At 73.2% G+C, this 16,418-nt stretch carries 12 protein-coding genes; all 12 read left to right on the plus strand.

What is annotated here, in order from left to right; translation table 11 throughout:
• The first annotated feature begins 1 nt into the window (after position 1).
• Positions 2 to 1,051, plus strand: coding sequence for a substrate-binding domain-containing protein (locus tag CP969_RS31405; RefSeq protein WP_004980927.1), 1,050 nt, complete (start codon positions 2 to 4; stop codon positions 1,049 to 1,051).
• A 79-nt stretch (positions 1,052 to 1,130) separates the two neighbouring features.
• Positions 1,131 to 2,339: a Gfo/Idh/MocA family protein gene (locus CP969_RS31410; RefSeq protein ID WP_026084722.1), complete on the plus strand. Its 1,209-nt coding sequence runs from the start codon at positions 1,131 to 1,133 to the stop codon at positions 2,337 to 2,339.
• Positions 2,340 to 2,354: 15 nt separating this feature from the next.
• A complete protein-coding gene (locus CP969_RS31415) occupies positions 2,355 to 3,353 on the plus strand; it encodes a sugar phosphate isomerase/epimerase family protein (protein WP_004980921.1) in 999 nt (332 codons plus the stop codon).
• A 268-nt stretch (positions 3,354 to 3,621) separates the two neighbouring features.
• The gene (locus tag CP969_RS31420) at positions 3,622 to 7,338 is read left to right on the plus strand and encodes a ThuA domain-containing protein (RefSeq protein ID WP_016823816.1); all 3,717 of its coding nucleotides are present in this window, start codon (positions 3,622 to 3,624) and stop codon (positions 7,336 to 7,338) included.
• A 194-nt stretch (positions 7,339 to 7,532) separates the two neighbouring features.
• Positions 7,533 to 8,714 (plus strand): inositol-3-phosphate synthase, encoded by a 1,182-nt coding sequence (locus tag CP969_RS31425; RefSeq protein WP_004980917.1) that lies wholly within the window; start codon positions 7,533 to 7,535, stop codon positions 8,712 to 8,714.
• Positions 8,711 to 9,751, plus strand: a complete 1,041-nt coding sequence (locus CP969_RS31430) for an SCO3242 family prenyltransferase (RefSeq protein ID WP_150474991.1) — start codon at positions 8,711 to 8,713, stop codon at positions 9,749 to 9,751. The genes CP969_RS31425 and CP969_RS31430 overlap by 4 nt, the downstream gene beginning before the upstream one ends.
• Positions 9,748 to 10,761, plus strand: coding sequence for a sugar phosphate isomerase/epimerase family protein (locus CP969_RS31435; RefSeq protein ID WP_016823815.1), 1,014 nt, complete (start codon positions 9,748 to 9,750; stop codon positions 10,759 to 10,761). Before CP969_RS31430 ends, CP969_RS31435 begins: the two co-directional genes overlap by 4 nt.
• A complete protein-coding gene (locus tag CP969_RS31440) occupies positions 10,758 to 11,534 on the plus strand; it encodes an EboA domain-containing protein (RefSeq protein ID WP_016823814.1) in 777 nt (258 codons plus the stop codon). The genes CP969_RS31435 and CP969_RS31440 overlap by 4 nt, the downstream gene beginning before the upstream one ends.
• Entirely contained in the window at positions 11,534 to 12,424 is an 891-nt protein-coding gene (locus tag CP969_RS31445) for a TatD family hydrolase (RefSeq protein ID WP_004980911.1), read from the plus strand. The genes CP969_RS31440 and CP969_RS31445 overlap by 1 nt, the downstream gene beginning before the upstream one ends.
• Positions 12,425 to 12,427: 3 nt before the next feature.
• Complete coding sequence (gene eboE / locus CP969_RS31450) at positions 12,428 to 13,633, plus strand: metabolite traffic protein EboE (protein ID WP_004980910.1); 1,206 nt, start codon at positions 12,428 to 12,430, stop codon at positions 13,631 to 13,633.
• Positions 13,630 to 15,018, plus strand: a complete 1,389-nt coding sequence (locus CP969_RS31455; protein WP_016823813.1) for an alkaline phosphatase family protein — start codon at positions 13,630 to 13,632, stop codon at positions 15,016 to 15,018. The genes eboE and CP969_RS31455 overlap by 4 nt, the downstream gene beginning before the upstream one ends.
• Before the next feature lie 126 nt (positions 15,019 to 15,144).
• Positions 15,145 to 16,356 (plus strand): sugar phosphate isomerase/epimerase family protein, encoded by a 1,212-nt coding sequence (locus CP969_RS31460; protein ID WP_016823812.1) that lies wholly within the window; start codon positions 15,145 to 15,147, stop codon positions 16,354 to 16,356.
• Positions 16,357 to 16,418 lie beyond the last annotated feature (62 nt).

A 16,418-nucleotide genomic window follows, 5' to 3' on the forward strand; every position in this document is an offset into this window, starting at 1 on the left:
CATGCCACAGCCCACGCCTTTCGCGAGCCGCAGAGGGCTCCTCTTCGGAGCCGCCGCCGTGTCCGCCGGTGCCTTCCTCACCGGCTGCACGAGCAACGAGTCCGACGACGACAAGCCGGCCGCGGGCGAGCAGCCCGCCGCCGCCGACAAGCCCGGCAAGCCGGTCACCATCGGCTTCGCCGGACCGCAGGCCGACCACGGCTGGCTCGCGGCCATCAACGACAACGCCAAGAAGCGGGCGGAGAAGTACTCCGACGTCACCCTCGAGACCACCGAGGGGTCCAACGACACCGCCCAGCAGATCGGCCAGATCGAGACCCTCATCAACAAGAAGGTCGACGTCCTGGTGATCCTGCCCGCCGACGGCAAGGCGCTCACCCAGGTCGGACTGAAGGCGATGCGCGCCGGCATCCCCGTGGTCAACCTCGACCGGATCTTCAACAGCCCGCAGGCGTACCGCTGCTGGATCGGCGGCGACAACTACGGCATGGGCCTGAACGCCGGCCACTACATCGGCGAGAAGCTCAAGGACAAGCCCGGCGCCCGGGTCATCGAACTCGCCGGGCTCGACAACCTGGAGCTGACCAAGCAGCGCACCCAGGGCTTCGACGACGCCCTGAAGAACTACCCCAACATCAAGAAGGTGGCCCGCCAGGCCGCCGAGTTCACGGTCGAGTCCGGCCAGGCCAAGATGGCCCAGCTCCTCCAGGCGCAGTCGAAGTTCGACGCGCTGTGGAACCACGACGACGACCAGGGCGTGGGCGCGCTGCGCGCCATCGAGCAGGCCGGACGCGACGACTTCCTGATGGTCGGCGGGGCGGGCGCGCTCTCCGCCTTCGAGGCCATCAAGGCCGACAACGGCGTCCTGAAGGCGACCGTCCTGTACCCGCCGACGATGGCCGCCTCCGCGATCGACCTCGCCCGTGCCCTCGGCCAGGGCAAGGGCGTCGGCGGCCTCGCCGAGTACGAGATCCCGGCGTCGCTCACGCTGTACTCGGCCGTCGTCGACAAGGAGAACGTGGACCAGTACATGTCCACCGGCTTCAAGTGAGGAGCCCCGCCCCACGGGCCTGACCAGCCCACCGGGCGGGACCACCCCCGCCCGCCACGACGACGAGGAGGACATCCGTATGGCACAGCCGCAAGCGTCAGAAGGGGCAGACACGGGGAAGCCACCGCTGCGCGTCGGCATGGTCGGCTACGCCTTCATGGGCGCCGCCCACTCCCAGGGGTGGCGCACCGCGGGCCGCGTCTTCGACCTGCCGCTGAGCCCCGAACTGACCGTGGTCTGCGGCCGGGACGCCGACGCCGTGCGCGCGGCGGCCGACCGGCACGGCTGGGCGGACGCCGAGACCGACTGGCGGGCCCTGGTCGAACGGGACGACGTCGACCTCGTCGACATCTGCACCCCCGGCGACAGCCACGCCGAGATCGCCCTCGCCGCGCTCGCCGCCGGCAAGCACGTGCTGTGCGAGAAGCCGCTGGCCAACACCGTCGCCGAGGCCGAGGCGATGGTCCGCGCCGCCGACGAGGCGCGGGAACGGGGCAAGGTGGCGATGGTCGGCTTCAACTACCGCCGGGTCCCCGCGACCGCGCTGGCCCGGCGGATGGTGGCCGAGGGCCGCCTCGGCGCCCTGCGGCACGTACGGGTGACGTACCTCCAGGACTGGCTGGTGGACCCCGCCTTCCCGCTCACCTGGCGGCTGCGCCGCGATCAGGCCGGCTCCGGTTCGCTCGGCGACCTCGGCGCGCACATCGTCGACCTGGCGCAGTACCTGGCCGGCGAGCGGCTGGCGGGCGTCTCCGCGCTCACCGAGACCTTCGTGCGGGAGCGGCCCCTGCCCACCGCGCCCAGCAGCGGCCTGGCCGCCGTCTCCGCCGCCGGCACCGGACAGGTCACCGTGGACGACGCCGCCCTGTTCACCGGCCGCTTCGCCTCCGGTGCCCTCGCCTCCTTCGAGGCCACCCGTTACGCCACCGGGCGCAAGAACGCCCTGCGCATCGAGCTCAACGGCGAGCGCGGCTCGCTCGCCTTCGACCTGGAGCGGCTCAACGAGCTGTCGTACCACGACGGCACGGAGCCCGGGGCGCACGCCGGTTTCCGCCGCATCCTCGTCACCGAGCCCGAGCACCCCTACCTGGACGCCTGGTGGCCGCCGGGCCACGGCCTCGGCTACGAGCACACCTTCGTGCACCAGGCCCGCGACCTCGTCCACGCCGTCGCCGAGGGCCGTACGCCCGAGCCCTCCTTCGCCGACGGACTGCAGGTGCAGCGCGTGCTGGCCGCCGTGGAGGAGAGCGCCGAGAAGAACTCCGTCTACACGACGATCGCCGCCTGAGGAGGACGGATACGGATGCCGCGCACCTTCACGCTGTTCACCGGCCAGTGGGCGGACCTGCCCCTGGAGGAGGTCTGCCGACTGGCCCGCGACTTCGGTTACGACGGCCTCGAACTCGCCTGCTGGGGCGACCACTTCGAGGTCGACAAGGCCCTCGCCGACCCGTCCTACGTCGCCTCCCGCCACCAGCTCCTGGAGAAGTACGGCCTGAAGTGCTGGGCGATCTCCAACCACCTGGTCGGCCAGGCCGTCTGCGACGCCATCATCGACGAACGCCACCGGGCGATCCTGCCCGACCGCATCTGGGGCGACGGCGAGCCCGAGGGCGTGCGCCGGCGCGCCGCCGCCGAGATCAAGGACACCGCGCGCGCCGCGGCCCGCCTCGGCGTCGACACCGTCATCGGCTTCACCGGCTCCGCCATCTGGCACCTGGTCGCCATGTTCCCGCCCGCCCCCGAGTCGATGATCGAGCGCGGCTACGAGGACTTCGCCGAGCGGTGGAACCCCATCCTGGACGTCTTCGACGCGGAGGGCGTGCGGTTCGCGCACGAGGTGCACCCCAGCGAGATCGCCTACGACTACTGGACCACCGTCCGCGCCCTGGAGGCGGTCGACCGCCGGCCGGCCTTCGGCCTCAACTTCGACCCCTCCCACTTCGTGTGGCAGGACCTCGACCCGGTCGGCTTCCTGTGGGACTTCCGCGACCGGATCTACCACGTCGACTGCAAGGAGGCCCGCAAGCGCCTCGACGGCCGCAACGGCCGCCTCGGCTCCCACCTGCCCTGGGGCGACCCGCGGCGCGGCTGGGACTTCGTCTCCGCCGGCCACGGCGACGTCCCCTGGGAGGACGTCTTCCGCATGCTCCGCTCGATCGGGTACACGGGCCCCGTCTCGGTGGAGTGGGAGGACGCCGGCATGGACCGCCTCCAGGGCGCCCCCGAGGCGCTGACCCGCCTCAAGGCGTTCGACTTCGAGCCGCCCAGCGCGTCCTTCGACGCCGCGTTCAACAGCTGAACCGCCCGCCCGACGGCAGGTCGGGGACGGGGACCGGAGCGTCCGCCGGTCCCCGGTCCGGCCTGCCCGGATCCCGCTTTGTCCTGAGTTGGGAAAAAGTTCAACCGGTTCCGGTCCAAGGGCTGTTCGCCCCGGAAGAACGCGGTTACCGTCCCTGAAGTGTTCAGGACACCCACGCCTCCGGGGTGACGGCGCACCCCGGAGCCCGCACGCACCGCACGTCTTCGCACCCGTTCCGTACGGCCCACCCCGTTCCCGGAGGGACTTCGTGCACAGAAGCAGACTCGGAAGCACCGCCCCCACCACGAGACGTCCCCGGCTTCGCACCACCCTCGCCCTGCTCACCGGCCTGGTCCTGGCCGTGGGCACCCCGGCGACCGTCGCCGGCGCCCACCCCGGCCACCCGGAGCACGACGAACCGGCAGCCGCCGAGGGGCAGTTCCAGCAGGTACCGCTCGCCAAGGGCGAGCCCGAGACGGGCGAGCCGATGTCGCTCGCCGTGCTCCCGGACCGCAGCGTCCTGCACACCTCGCGCGACGGCACGCTGCGCCTCACCGACCAGGGCGGCGTCACCAAGGTCGCCGGCAAGATCCCCGTCTACAGCCACGACGAGGAGGGTCTGCAGGGCGTCGGCATCGACCCGGACTTCGAGAACAACCGGGCGATCTACCTCTACTACGCCCCGCCGCTCGACACCCCCGCGGGCGACGCCCCGGAGACCGGCACCGCCGAGGACTTCAAGAAGTTCGACGGCGTCAACCGCCTCTCCCGGTTCGTCCTCAACCCCAACGGCACGCTGGACATGGCCAGCGAGAAGAAGGTCCTGGACGTCGCGGCCTCCCGCGGCACCTGCTGCCACGTCGGCGGCGACATCGACTTCGACGCCGAGGGCAACCTCTACCTGTCCACCGGCGACGACACCAACCCCTTCGCCTCCGACGGCTACACCCCGATCGACGAGCGGCCCGGCCGCAACCCGGCCTTCGACGCCCGCCGCAGCTCCGGCAACACCAACGACCTGCGCGGCAAGATCCTCCGCATCAAGGTCGCCGAGGACGGCTCGTACACCGTCCCGGAGGGCAACCTCTTCCCCCCGGGCACCGAGAAGACCCGCCCCGAGATCTACGCGATGGGCTTCCGCAACCCGTTCCGCATGAGCGTCGACGACAAGACCGGCACCGTCTACGTCGGTGACTACGGCCCCGACGCCGGCGCCGCCGACCCGAAGCGGGGCCCGGCGGGCCAGGTCGAGTTCGCCAAGGTCACCGAGGCCGCCAACTTCGGCTGGCCGTTCTGCACCGGCGACAACGAGGCCTACGTCGACTACGACTTCGCCACCAAGGTCTCCGGCGAGAAGTTCGACTGCGACGCCCCGAAGAACACCTCGCCGCACAACACCGGCCTGGTCGACCTGCCGCCCGCCCAGCCCGCCTGGATCCCGTACGACGGCGGCAGCGTGCCCGAGTTCGGCAGCGGTTCGGAGTCCCCGATGGCCGGCCCGGTCTACCGCTACGACGCCGGGCTCGACTCCAAGGTGAAGTTCCCCGAGGAGTTCGACGGCGACTTCTTCGCGGGCGAGTTCGGCCGCCGCTGGATCAAGCGGATCGAGCAGAACGAGGACGGCTCCGTCGCGAAGATCAACGACTTCCCGTGGACCGGCACCCAGATCATGGACATGGAGTTCGGGCCCGACGGCGCGCTCTACGTCCTGGACTACGGCGTCTCCTGGTTCCAGGGCGACGAGAACTCCGCGCTGTACCGCATCGAGAACGCCGAGGACGGCTTCTCCCCGATCGCCGAGGTGAGCGCCGACAGGACGTCCGGCGCGGCCGGCCTGAAGGTCAGGTTCACCGCCTCCGCCAAGGACGCCGACTCCCCGGACCTCACCTACGCCTGGGACTTCGGCGACGGCACCGAGGGCGAGGGACTCACCCCCACCCACAAGTACAAGAAGGTCGGCACCTACACCGCGACCTTCACCGCGAAGGACCCCGAGGGCAACACCGGCAACGCCAGCGTCCGCATCGTGGTCGGCAACACCGAGCCCACGGTGAGGATCGAGACCCCGGGCAACGGCAGCCTGGCCGCCTTCGGCGAGCCCGTCCCGTTCAAGGTGACCGTCACCGACCCCGAGGAGAAGGTCGACTGCTCCAGGGTCAAGGTCGTCTACAGCCTCGGCCACGACTCCCACGCCCACGAGCTGACCAGCGAGACGGGCTGTGAGGGCACCCTGAAGCCGCCCCCCGGGGACGGCGGTCACGACCCCAACGCCAACATCTACGGCGTCGTCGGCGCCAGTTACACCGACGGCGGGGCGAACGGCCAGGAGGCCCTGACCGGCACCGCCCGCACCGTGCTCCAGCCGCTGCACCGCCAGGCCGAGCACTTCACCGCCCAGCAGGGTGTGTCGGTGATCGACAAGACCGGCGCCAACGGCGGCAAGACCGTCGGCGACATCCACGACGGCGACTGGATCTCCTTCAGCCCCTACCGGTTCGACGGGCAGAAGAAGATGACCGTACGGGCCTCCTCCGGCGGCGCGGGCGGCTTCGTCGAGCTGCGCACCGGCTCGCCCGACGGTCCGCTGCACGGCTCGGCGTACATCCCGCCGACCGGCGGCTGGGAGAGGTTCCAGGACGTCGACGTGCCGCTGCGGTCGCTGCCGAAGCGCACCACGGAGATCTACCTGGTCTTCAGGGGCGGCGAGGGCGCGCTGTACGACGTGGACGACTTCGAGTTCTCCAAGGAGCCGTTCAAGGCCGGCAAGAAGGTCCTGGTCTTCTCCAAGACGGCCGGCTTCCGGCACGACTCCATCCCCGCGGGCATCGCCGCGCTGAAGGAGCTCGGCGGACCGGCCGGCATCTCGGTCACCTCGACCGAGGAGGCCGGGCAGTTCACCACGGCCAACCTCGCCAAGTACGACGCCGTGGCCTTCCTCTCCACCACCGGTGACGTCCTCAACGCCGACCAGCAGAAGGCGTTCGAGAACTACGTCAAGAACGGCGGCGGCTACCTGGGCATCCACGCCGCCGCCGACACCGAGTACGACTGGGAGTTCTACGGCGGTCTCGTGGGCGCCTACTTCGACTCGCACCCGGCCATCCAGAAGGCCACCGTGCGCGTCGAGGACCACGACCACCCGGCCACCGCGCACCTGGACGACGCCTGGGAGCGCACCGACGAGTGGTACAACTACCGCACCAACCCGCGCGAGCAGGCCAAGGTCCTCGCCACCCTCGACGAGACGACGTACCAGGGCGGCACCATGAAGGGCGACCACCCGATCGCCTGGTGCCAGAACTACGGCGGCGGCCGCTCCTTCTACACCGGCGGCGGCCACACCAAGGAGTCCTACGCCGAGGAGGCCTTCCGCGCCCATCTGCTCGGCGGTCTGCAGTACGCCACCGGCCAGGTCAAGGCGGACTGCAAGCCGGACAAGGGTTACCGGAAGATCTTCAACGGCCAGACCCTGGACGGCTGGAAGCAGGCCGGCCCCGGCAGGTTCGACGTCAAGGACGGCACCCTGGAGACCGAGGGCGGCATGGGCCTGCTCTGGTACCAGGCCAAGGAGCTGAAGTCGTACTCCCTCAAGCTCGACTGGAAGATGCGGGGCGACGACAACTCCGGTGTCTTCGTGGGCTTCCCGGCCTCCGACGACCCCTGGTCCGCGGTGAACAAGGGCTACGAGATCCAGATCGACGCCACGGACGCGCCCGACCGCACCACGGGCTCCGTCTACTCGTTCAAGTCGGCGAACATCAAGGCCCGTGACCAGGTCCTGCGTCCGCCCGGCCAGTGGAACTCCTACGAGATCAAGGTCCAGGGCGAACGCCTCCAGGTGTTCCTCAACGGAGTCAAGATCAACGACTTCACCAACCAGGACCCCGAGCGGAGCCTGACCGACGGCCACATCGGCCTCCAGAACCACGGGGCCGACGACCAGGTCTCCTTCCGCAACATCCAGCTGAAGGAACTGCCCTCCTAAGGCCTTCCGTTCGGATCGGACCGGACCCCGCGAGCCCGGCGTGATCCGAACGAGAGGCCCCGAGGGCGACCAGAACGGCGGCGGGCGGAGGACGCCGGACCTCCGCCCGCCGTCCCGCCGGGCCCCGCGCCCGGCACCCCGCTCGCCCGCTCCCGGCGCTCGCACCCGGTTCGCGTACGACAAGGAGGCTGCCCATGTCCGCCGAACCGTCCCTCCCCACCCCCACCCCCACCCCGGCTTCGCGCCTCGGCGTCTGGTTCATCGGGGCGCGCGGATCCGTGGCCACGACCGCGATCGCGGGCTGCGCCGCCGTCGCCGCCGGGCTCCACCCGCCGACCGGCATGGTCACCGAGACTCCCGACTTCACCTCGTGCGGCCTGCCGCCGCTGTCGTCCCTCGTCTTCGGCGGTCACGACACCGTCGACTGCCCGCTGCCCAAACGCGCCGAACACCTCGCCGCCGGCGGCGTCCTGCCGCACGGCCTGCCGTCCGCGGTGCACGCCGAACTCGTCGCCGCCGACCGGGAGATCAGACCCGGCGGGCCCCTGGCCGGTGACACGGACGGCGGCCCGGCCCGCACCGACGACGACTGGATCGACGTGTTCGCGGCCGACATCCGCGACTTCGTGCGCCGCCGGGGCCTCGCGGGCGCCGTCGTGGTGAACGTGGCCTCCACCGAGTCCGCTCCCACCGACGGCACGCTGCCGCCCAGCTCCCTCTACGCGGCGGCCGCCCTGCGCGCCGGCTGCCCCTACGTCAACTTCACCCCCTCCACGGGCCTGCACCACCCGGCACTGGCCGACGAGGCCGCGACGGCCTCCGTCCCCCACGCGGGCCGCGACGGCAAGACCGGACAGACCCTGCTGCGCTCCGTGCTCGGCCCGATGTTCCTGCAGCGCGCCCTCGCCGTGCGCGCCTGGTCCGGCACCAACCTCCTGGGCGGCGGCGACGGCGCCGCCCTCGCCGACCCCGCGGCCGCCGCCGCCAAGAACGCCGGCAAGGAACGCGTCCTCACCGACACCCTCGGTGCCGCGCCCGAGGGCGAGGTCCACATCGACGACGTGCCCGCGCTCGGCGACTGGAAGACGGCCTGGGACCACATCGCCTTCGACGGCTTCCTCGGCTCCCGCATGATCCTGCAGACCATCTGGCAGGGCTGCGACTCGGCGCTCGCCGCCCCGCTCGTCCTCGACCTGGCCCGTCTGGTCGCCCGTGCCCGGGAGAGGGGCCTGTCCGGCCCGCTGCGTGAGCTGGGCTTCTACTTCAAGGACCCGGTCGGGGACGGCCCGTCGTCACTGGCCGAGCAGTACGCGGAGCTGAGGCGCTTCGCCGAGCGGCTGCGCGACGGCGCCGACGACCGCGGGGCGCGGCGATGAGCCGCACGGCCGCCACGGCGCGGGACACGCCCGTGCCGGCCGGACCGAGGGCGGCCGGCGCCCCGCCCCCCGGCGGCGCCGCGCCCCGCACACCCCGCCCCCGCTCCGGCCGCGCGGGCGCCTGGGCCGAACTGCTGCGCCTGCCCGCGCTGTTCACCGTCCCCGGCGACGTGCTGGCCGGCGCGGCGGCGGCCGGCGCGCGCCCCGGGCCCCGCACCCTGCTCGCCATCGGGTCCTCGCTGTGCCTGTACGAGGCGGGCATGGCCCTGAACGACTGGGCGGACCGCGCCGAGGACGCCGCGGAACGCCCGCACCGCCCGCTCCCGTCCGGCCGCATCCGCCCGGCCGCCGCCCTCACCGCGGCCTGCGGCCTCACCGGCGCCGGTCTGGCGCTCGCCGCCCGGGCCGGCCGACCCGCCCTCGCGGTGGCCGCGCCGCTGGCGGCGACCGTCTGGGCCTACGACCTGGCGCTGAAGCGCACCGTCGCCGGTCCCGCGGCCATGGCCGCCGCCCGCGGACTGGACCTGCTCCTGGGCGCGGCCGCCACCGGCGGCGGCACCCGGGCCGCACTGCCCTGCGCCGCGCTGCTCGGCAGCCACACCCTCGCGGTCACAGCCGTGTCCCGCCGGGAGACCGGCGGCGGCTCGGCCCTGGCCCCGCTGGCGGCCCTCGCGACGACGGGGGTGCTGACGCGGCTGGTCACCCACCGCCGCACCCGACTCCCGGCAGGCCGGCGGGCAGCAGCCGCCCCCGGCCTGCCGGGCCCCGGCCCGGCCGGGGGCCCGCCCCTCGCCACCGCCCTGGGCGCCCTCTACGCCGCCACGGCCGCCCGCCCCTACTTCCACGCCGCGCTCAACCCCTCGCCCCCGCTCACCCAACGCGCCGTCGGCAGCGGCATCCGGGCCACGATCCCGCTCCAGGCCGCGCTCGCCGCCCGTTCCGGCGCGGTCACCACATCCCTCCTGGTCGCGGCCCTGGCCCCGGCCGGCCGGATGGTCGCGAGGCGGGCCGGCATGAGGAAGGTGAGCATCACATGAGCCGGAACCCGAACCAGGGACCGGCCGGGGACGCGACCGCGGGCCCGCGGCCGGACCCGGACGGCGTCCTCGCGCCCCCGCTCCGCTTCGGCTACGGCACCAACGGCCTCGCCGACCTCCGGCTCGACGACGCCCTCGACCTGCTCGCCGACCTCGGTTACGACGGCGTCGGACTGACCCTCGACCACATGCACCTCGACCCGCTCGCCCCGGACCTCGCCGCCCGCACCCGCCGGGTCGCGCACCGGCTGGACGCGCTCGGCCTGGGCGTCACCGTGGAGACCGGGGCCCGCTATGTGCTCGACCCCCGCCGCAAGCACGGTCCGTCGCTGCTGGACCCCGACCCGGACGACCGCGCCCGCCGCGTCGACCTCCTCGTCCGGGCCGTCCGCGTCGCCGCCGACCTCGGCGCGCACGCCGTCCACTGCTTCAGCGGCGTCCTCCCCGCCGGTACCGACGAGGACACCGCCTGGAAGCGCCTCGCCGAGACCCTCACCCCCGTCCTGGAGGCCGCCGCCGGCGCCGGCGTCCCGCTCGCCGTCGAACCCGAACCGGGGCACCTCCTCGCCACCCTCGCCGACTTCCACCGCCTGCGCCGCGCGCTCGGCGACCCCGAGCCCCTCGGCCTCACCCTGGACATCGGCCACTGCCAGTGCCTGGAACCCCTCCCTCCCGCCGACTGCGTGCGCGACGCCGCCCCCTGGCTGCGCCACGTCCAGATCGAGGACATGCGCCGGGGCGTCCACGAACACCTCCCCCTCGGGGACGGCGAGATCGACTTCCCACCCGTCCTCGCGGCCCTCGCCGCCACCGGATACCCGGGCCTGACCGTCGTCGAACTGCCCCGCCACTCCCACGCGGGCCCCCACTTCGCCGCCCGCTCCCTCCCGTTCCTGCGCCGCGCCGCCCCGGCCGCGGCGCAGGCCGGCCCCGCTCCCGACCGCCCGCCCGCCACCTCCCCACCGCACGGCGATCCCTCCGCCACCCCCGAAGGGAGCAGCACCCCATGACCCGCCCCCGTGTCACCCCGGCCACCCCGGAGGCGGACACCACCGGCGACCAGGCGTCCCCCCGCACCCGGGGAGACCGGGCCGCCGACGGCACCGCCCCCGCCCCCACCCCGCCCACCGAGCTGCACCGGCACCTCGCCGAACGCCTGGAAGGGGCCGCCCGCGCCTGGCTCGACCGGGCACTCGAGGAGGCCGCCGCCCACCCCGGCACCCACGGACCCATCTCCGTCTGGGAACTGCGCCTCGCCGAGGCCGGCCGCCGCTGCGGCCTTGCCCACGCCGACGCCGCCCGCGTCCTCATCCTGCACGCGGCCCGTGCCGACGCCGACACCCTGGCCCGGGTCTACCACCAGGGCACCGCGGACGAACGCCGCGCGGTCCTGCACGCCCTGCCGCACCTCGTGCCCGGACCCGACGCCCTCCCGCTCGTCGAGGACGCCCTGCGCACCAACGACACCCGCCTCCTCGCCGCCGCCGTCGGCCCGTACTCCGCCCGGCACCTCGACGCCCACGCCTGGCGGCACGCCGTACTGAAGTGCCTGTTCACCGGCGTCGCCGTCGACCACGTGGCGGACCTGGCCCGGCGCGCCCGGGGCGACGGCGAACTCGCCCGCATGCTGGGCGACTACGCCGAGGAGCGCACCGCCGCCGGCCGGACCGTCCCGGAGGACCTGCACCGCGTCCTGGCCCTGACCGAGTCCGCCCCGTCCGCCCCGTCCGCCCCCGCCACCCCGACGCACGGCACGGACCACCCCCACGGCAAGGAGTCCTGATGCGCATCTTCGACCCCCACATCCACATGTCGTCGCGCACCACCGACGACTACGAGGCCCTGTACGCCGCGGGCGTCCGCGCCGTCGTCGAACCCTCCTTCTGGCTCGGCCAGCCCCGCACCTCCCCGGCCTCCTTCCGCGACTACTTCGACTCCCTCCTCGGCTGGGAACCCTTCCGCGCCGCCCAGTACGGCATCGCCCACCACTGCACGCTCGCCCTCAACCCCAAGGAGGCCAACGACCCGCGCTGCACACCCGTCCTCGACGAACTGCCCCGGTACCTCGTCAAGGACAACGTCGTGGCCGTCGGCGAGATCGGCTACGACTCCATGACCCCCGCCGAGGACACCGCGCTGGCCGCCCAGCTCCAGCTCGCCGCCGACCACGGCCTGCCCGCCCTGGTGCACACCCCGCACCGCGACAAGCTCGCCGGCCTGCGCCGCACCCTCGACGTCGTCCGCGAGTCCGCCCTCCCCCCGGACCGGGTGCTGGTCGACCACCTCAACGAGACCACCGTCAAGGAGGCCAAGGACAGCGGCTGCTGGCTGGGCTTCTCCGTCTACCCGGACACCAAGATGGACGAGGAGCGGATGGTCGCCATCCTGCGCGCCCACGGCCCCGAGCGGGTCCTGGTGAACTCCGCCGCCGACTGGGGCAGGAGCGACCCGCTCAAGACCCGCAAGGTCGCCGACCTGATGCTCGCCGAGGGCTTCACCGAGGACGACGTCGACCTGGTGCTGTGGCGCAACCCCGTCGCCTTCTACGGACTCAGCGGCCGGCTGAACCTCGACGTCGCCACCACGGACGCCACCCACGAGGGCAACTCCATCCTGCGCGGCGCGCCGAAGGACGGACCCCGGCCGTCCGGTGCCCCGGCCGCGGAGGCGTGAGCCGTGCGCTTCCGCCACCCCGACGGCTCCACCGTCCACCTCGCCTACTGCACCAACGTCCACCCCGCCGAGACCCTCGACGGTGTCCTCGCCCAGCTCCGCGACCACTGCGAGCCCGTCCGCCGCCGCCTCGGCCGCGACCGGCTCGGCATCGGCCTGTGGCTCGCCAAGGACGCCGCCCACGCCCTGGTCACCGACCCCTCCGCACTGCGCGGGCTGCGCTGCGAGCTCGAACGGCGGGGCCTGGAGGTCGTCACCCTCAACGGCTTCCCCTACGAGGGCTTCGGCGCCGAGGAGGTCAAGTACCGCGTCTACAAGCCGGACTGGGCCGACCCCGAGCGCCTGGAGTACACCACCGCCCTCGCCCGCGTCCTCGCCGGGCTGCTCCCCGACGACGTCACCGACGGCAGCATCTCCACCCTGCCGCTCGCCTGGCGCACCTCCTACGGCGAGCGGCGCGCCGAGACGGCCCGCACCGCCCTGCTCACCCTCGCCGAACGCCTCGACGCCCTCCAGGAGCTGACCGGACGCTCCGTCCGCGTCGCCCTGGAGCCGGAACCCGGCTGCGTCGTCGAGACCACCCGCGACGCCATCGCCCCGCTCACCGCGATCGCCCACGACCGCATCGGCATCTGCGTCGACACCTGCCACCTCGCCACCTCCTTCGAGGACCCCCGCACCGCCCTGGACGACCTGACCCGGGCGGGAGTGCCCGTGGTCAAGTCCCAGCTCTCCGCCGCCCTGCACGCCGAGCAGCCCCACCTCCCCGCCGTCCGCGAGGCCCTGGCCGCCTTCGCCGAACCCCGCTTCCTGCACCAGACCCGCACCCTTCCCCCTCCCGACTCCGCTCGAGCGGGAGGGGCCCCCGTCGCGGCCGGGCCGCGCGGCACCGACGACCTCGGCGAGGCCCTGGCCGGCGACGCGCTGCCCGACACCGCGCCCTGGCGCGCCCACTTCCACGTCCCCCTGCACGCGGCCCCCGCCGCGCCCCTCACCTCCACGCTGCCCGTCCTCGAGGCGGCCCTGACCCGGCTGGTCGGCGGCCCGCGTCCGCTCACCCACCACCTGGAGGTCGAGACCTACACCTGGCAGGCCCTCCCGCCCGAGCTGCGCCCCCGCAGCCGCGCCCAGCTCGCCGACGGCATCGCCGCCGAACTCGCCCTCGCCCGCGACCTCCTGACGGACCTCGGCCTGAAGGAACTGCCATGACCCCACCGAGCGGCCCCACCCCCCTCCTCGTCCTCGACGTCGTGGGCCTCACCCCCCGTCTCCTCGACCACATGCCCCACCTCAAGGCCCTCGGCCAGTCCGGCTCCCGCGCCCCGCTCGGCACCGTCCTGCCCGCGGTCACCTGCGCCGCCCAGTCCACCTTCCTCACCGGTACCATGCCCTCGGAGCACGGCATCGTCGGCAACGGCTGGTACTTCCGCGAACTCGGCGACGTCCTGCTGTGGCGGCAGCACAACGGGCTCGTCGCCGGCGACAAGCTCTGGGACGCCGCCCGCCGCGCCCACCCCGGCTACACCGTCGCCAACATCTGCTGGTGGTACGCCATGGGCGCCGACACCGACATCACCGTCACCCCCCGTCCCGTCTACTACGCCGACGGCCGCAAGGAGCCCGACTGCTACACCCGGCCGGCCGCGCTCCACGACGAACTCACCGAGAAGTTCGGCACGTTCCCCCTGTTCCACTTCTGGGGGCCCGGAGCGGACCTGGTCTCCAGCCGGTGGATCATCGACGCCACCCGTCACATCATGCGCACCCGGCACCCCGACCTGACCCTCTGCTACCTCCCGCACCTCGACTACGACCTGCAGCGCTTCGGCCCCGACGACCCGCGCTCCCTGAAGGCGGCGGCCGACCTGGACACCGCCCTGGCCCCGCTCCTGGACGACGCCCGCGCCGAGGGCCGCACCGTCGTCGCGCTGTCCGAGTACGGCATCACCCGGGTGAGCCGGCCCGTGGACATCAACCGCGCCCTGCGCCGTGCGGGCCTGCTCGAGGTGCACACGCAGGACGGCATGGAGTACCTCGACCCGATGGCCTCCCGCGCCTTCGCGGTCGCCGACCACCAGATCGCCCACGTCTACGTGCGCCGGCCCGAGGATCTGGACGCCACCCGCGCCGCCCTGGACGGACTGCCCGGAATCGAGCAGCTCCTCGACGACGAGGGCAAGAAGGCCCACCACCTCGACCACCCGCGCGCCGGCGAACTGGTCGCCGTCGCCGAACCCGACGCCTGGTTCACGTACTACTACTGGCTCGACGACGCCCGCGCGCCCGACTTCGCGCAGCTCGTCGAGATCCACCGCAAACCCGGCTACGACCCGGTCGAGCTCTTCATGGATCCCCTCGACCCGTACGTCAAGGTCAAGGCGGCCACCGCACTGGCGCGCAAGAAACTCGGCATGCGCTACCGCATGGCGGTCGTGCCCCTGGACCCGTCACCTCTTCGCGGCAGCCACGGCCGCCTTCCCGCGAGCGACGACGACGGTCCGCTCCTCATCTGCTCCACCCCCCGCGCCGTCGGCGACCGCGTGGCGGCCACCGACGTCAAGCAACTCCTGCTCCGGCTCGCCGGACTCGGCTGACGCACCACCGCGTACGGCACCGCGTACGACCTCCGAGATCCAGCCACCGAGAGTGAAACACACGGCACTGACAACGGCCGGTCCCGGCGGCACCGGGACCGGCCACGACCGAGAAGGCAGGCACCCGTGACCCTGTACTCCGACCCCTCCAGAGCAGAGACCGACTCCGCCGCCGGCGCCCCGGACGAGGGGCTGCGCCGCTCCCTCGGCGTGGACCGGCGCCGTTTTCTCAGCACCTGCACCGCCGTGGCGGCCGGAGCCGTCGCGGCCCCGGTCCTCGGCGCCGCCCCCGCCCTGGCCCACGACCGCGGCGGAGACCACGGGCACGGGCACGACCACGGCCACGGGCACGGCGGGCAGGTCCTCGTCCCGCCGCACAAGCGCGGCATCATCCTCTACACCGTCCGTGACGCCATCGGCCGCGACCCCCTCTCCACCGACCTGCCCTCCGGCTTCCGCGAGGTGTTCAAGCAGCTGGCCCGCCACGGCTACCGCCAGGTGGAGTTCGCGGGCTACCGCCAGCACGCGAACGCGCCCGGCGGGGACAACCTGGAATCCGTCCAGGGCGCCAGGCTGCTGCGCCGCTGGCTCGACGACCACGGACTGCGCGCCCAGGGCAACCACGGCTTCATCCCGCCCTCCTGGCCGCTGACCGCGGCGGACCTGGACACCTTCAAGAAGCACCTGGAGATCGCCAACATCCTCGGCATGGACCACATGGGCACCGGCGGCGACCCCACCGGCAGCTCGTACCGCGCCGACTGGGACGTGGCCGCCGACAAGTGGAACGCCCTCGGCGCGATCGCCCGCCGTGAGGGCATCAAGCTCTACACCCACAACCACGACAGCGCCTACGGCTTCCTGCTCGACGGCGGCCCGCTGGACGACCAGGGCCGGCCGACCCGCAGCTCGGGCATCCGGAAGCTGGAGTACTTCCTCGAGGTCACCGACCCGAAGCTGGTCTGGCTGGAGATGGACATCTTCTGGGCGCACGTCGCCCAGTACAAGTTCCACACGTACACCGCCCACGACGGCTCCACCCGCAGGAACGTCTTCGACCCGGCCGGCCTGGTCGCCCGCCACAACAAGCGCTACCCGCTGTTCCACGCCAAGGACGGCGTCGTCAGCACCACCAACGGCATGGGCTACGAGATGGTGCCCTTCGGGACCGGCGTCATCGACTACACGACGTTCTTCTCACGGGTCGGGCAGCGCAACTACCACAACCCGATGGTCGAGGACGACAACTCCCCGAGCGCCACCGACCCCGCGCAGTCGCTGCGCGAGGCCAAGATCAGCTACGACAACCTGGCGGCCCTGCGCAAGCGGCGCCGCTGACCCGGCACACGGACCGGGCGGCCTCTCCCGCAGCACGCGGGAGAGGCCGCCCGGTCCGTGCG

Origin of the sequence: Streptomyces viridosporus T7A (assembly GCF_008704515.1) — a bacterium.
GTDB classification, from domain to species: domain Bacteria; phylum Actinomycetota; class Actinomycetes; order Streptomycetales; family Streptomycetaceae; genus Streptomyces; species Streptomyces viridosporus.

What these genes read in the sequence shown, in the direction of transcription:
- CP969_RS31425 (WP_004980917.1), top strand. Translation starts at nt 7,533, where the DNA reads ATGTCCGCCGAACCGTCCCTCCCCACCCCCACCCCCACCCCGGCTTCG.
- CP969_RS31440 (WP_016823814.1), top strand. Translation starts at nt 10,758, where the DNA reads ATGACCCGCCCCCGTGTCACCCCGGCCACCCCGGAGGCGGACACCACC.
- CP969_RS31455 (WP_016823813.1), top strand. Translation starts at nt 13,630, where the DNA reads ATGACCCCACCGAGCGGCCCCACCCCCCTCCTCGTCCTCGACGTCGTG.
- CP969_RS31405 (WP_004980927.1), top strand. Translation starts at nt 2, where the DNA reads ATGCCACAGCCCACGCCTTTCGCGAGCCGCAGAGGGCTCCTCTTCGGA.
- CP969_RS31445 (WP_004980911.1), top strand. Translation starts at nt 11,534, where the DNA reads ATGCGCATCTTCGACCCCCACATCCACATGTCGTCGCGCACCACCGAC.
- CP969_RS31435 (WP_016823815.1), top strand. Translation starts at nt 9,748, where the DNA reads ATGAGCCGGAACCCGAACCAGGGACCGGCCGGGGACGCGACCGCGGGC.
- CP969_RS31415 (WP_004980921.1), top strand. Translation starts at nt 2,355, where the DNA reads ATGCCGCGCACCTTCACGCTGTTCACCGGCCAGTGGGCGGACCTGCCC.
- CP969_RS31410 (WP_026084722.1), top strand. Translation starts at nt 1,131, where the DNA reads ATGGCACAGCCGCAAGCGTCAGAAGGGGCAGACACGGGGAAGCCACCG.
- CP969_RS31430 (WP_150474991.1), top strand. Translation starts at nt 8,711, where the DNA reads ATGAGCCGCACGGCCGCCACGGCGCGGGACACGCCCGTGCCGGCCGGA.